Source organism: Streptomyces himastatinicus ATCC 53653, assembly GCF_000158915.1.
Taxonomy (GTDB): domain Bacteria; phylum Actinomycetota; class Actinomycetes; order Streptomycetales; family Streptomycetaceae; genus Streptomyces; species Streptomyces himastatinicus.
Genome location: NZ_GG657754.1, coordinates 5,964,862 through 5,966,574, shown reverse-complemented (window position 1 = coordinate 5,966,574; position 1,713 = coordinate 5,964,862). Strand labels below are relative to the sequence as shown.

General features: G+C 79.2%; 1 protein-coding gene and 1 pseudogene. Both read left to right on the top strand.

The window, feature by feature from the left end; genetic code table 11:
- Positions 1-1,217, top strand: a 1,217-nt coding sequence (locus SSOG_RS25405) for a hypothetical protein (protein ID WP_078510396.1), incomplete at its 5' end; no start/stop codon positions are given.
- A pseudogene (locus SSOG_RS53900) lies at positions 1,214-1,713 on the top strand (DUF5691 domain-containing protein); the annotation flags it as partial. The gene SSOG_RS25405 and the pseudogene SSOG_RS53900, both read left to right, overlap by 4 nt.

Genomic DNA, 1,713 nt, shown 5'->3' with positions numbered 1-1,713 from the left:
GGGCCGGGCAGTGGCTCGGCGAGCGGCGCGAGCGCGCGCGGAGCGCGGCGGCGGCCGCGAGCGGGGGTGCGGGCGCGGAAGCCGCGGGGGGCGGTGGCGTGGGGGACGACGGCGCGGGGAAGGCGGCGGGTGGCGCCGCCGATCCGGTCGCCGCCCGCCGCCGCGCCGAGCGGCGCGCCCAGCGCATCGCGGCGGGCGCCACGGAGCTGGAGCAGCGGCTGTCGGACCTGCTGCGGGACGGTCTGGCCACGGCCGACCGCGCCGGATACGGGGCGTGGGACGAGACGGCCGCCCGCATGGTCGACGCCCAGGCCCCCGGCCTGGAGGCGCGGGTGCGGGAGCTGGGCGCGATCCCCTCCTCCGGCCCCGGCTGGCCCGCCCGGCTGCTGGAGGAATGCGCCCTGGCGCACCTCCTCAACCAGGGCTTCCTCCACCTCGACAGCCTGCCGGAGGAGCTGGCCGCCACCACGCGCTCCCGGGTCGGCGTCACGGTGCCGGTGGCCGAGCTGCTCGCGCACGGGCAACCGGTCCGGGACCAGTGGCTCGTCCTGGGCCGCGAGGACAGCAGCGACGGCAAGCTCACCACCCGGCGGATCTGGCTCCGCGGCCGTAGTACGGGCCGGATGGCGATGCTGCTGTCCTTCGGTGCGGCGGGCCGGGCTCCTGAGCAGGCGCTGCCCCTCGGTCTGGTGCTCGACGCGGACCTCACCTACTACCCGGGCACGCATCCGCTCCGGGCCGCGCTGGGCACGCGCTACCCGCCCGCCGTGCCTCCACTGCCGCCCGGATGGACCCCGGCGGCCGCGGTGGACGGCGCAAACGGCGCGGCGGCCGCGGACGTCCCGGCACCCGCCGGAGTGCCCAACGGGGTGCCCGACGGTGGCGGCATCGACGCGGCGCTCGCCGCCTACGGCGAGGCGCTGAGCGACGACCCCTGGCTGGAGGGCTGGCCCGTCGTGCTCTCCGGCGTCACGCCCGTACCCGGCGACGACGGATGGCAGCTGGCCGACGAGGCGGCCGGGACCGCGCTCCCCATCGATCCGAGGTGCCTCGGCCGTACGAACCTGTGGCAGCTCGCGGCGATATCGGGCGGCCGCCCCGTCACCGTCTTCGGCGAGTGCGGGCACCGCGGCATCACGCCGCTCACCACCTGGGATCCCGAACCCGTCCCGCTCGGCACCGGCACCGGCCCCACCTCGTACGGAGGCACGCGTTGACCAGCACCAGCACCGCGCCAGCCGAATCCGCGCACGTGTCGTGGGACGACCTCGTCGCCGCCGCCCTGCTCGGCACCGAGCGCCGCACCCCGCCCGTCACCGTGCGCCCCGGGCAGGACACCCCGGCCGCCCTGCTGGACGCCGCCGCGCTCAGCACCGTCCGGCGGCGGGCCGGGCTGCGCCCCGCCCCCGCCCGGCCGGGCCCGGCCCCCGCGCCCGAGGACCCGCGCCCACCGCTCCCGCCCGCCGCCCGCAGTCGGCTGGCGATGCTGCTGGCCGACCGATCGGCCCCCGGGCGCAGCGGGCCGCGTTCCGCCCCCGACCTGGCCGAGCTGCTGCCCCAATGGCTCGCCCTCGCCAACCAGCACGGCTACCGCGCGCCCGACGCACTGCTCCCGACGCTGCTCGACGCGGCCCGGGCCCGCACCGACCTGCGGCCCGAGGCGCTCACCCTCGGCGGCCCCGGGCGCTGTGGCTCGCCCGGCTCAACCCGGAC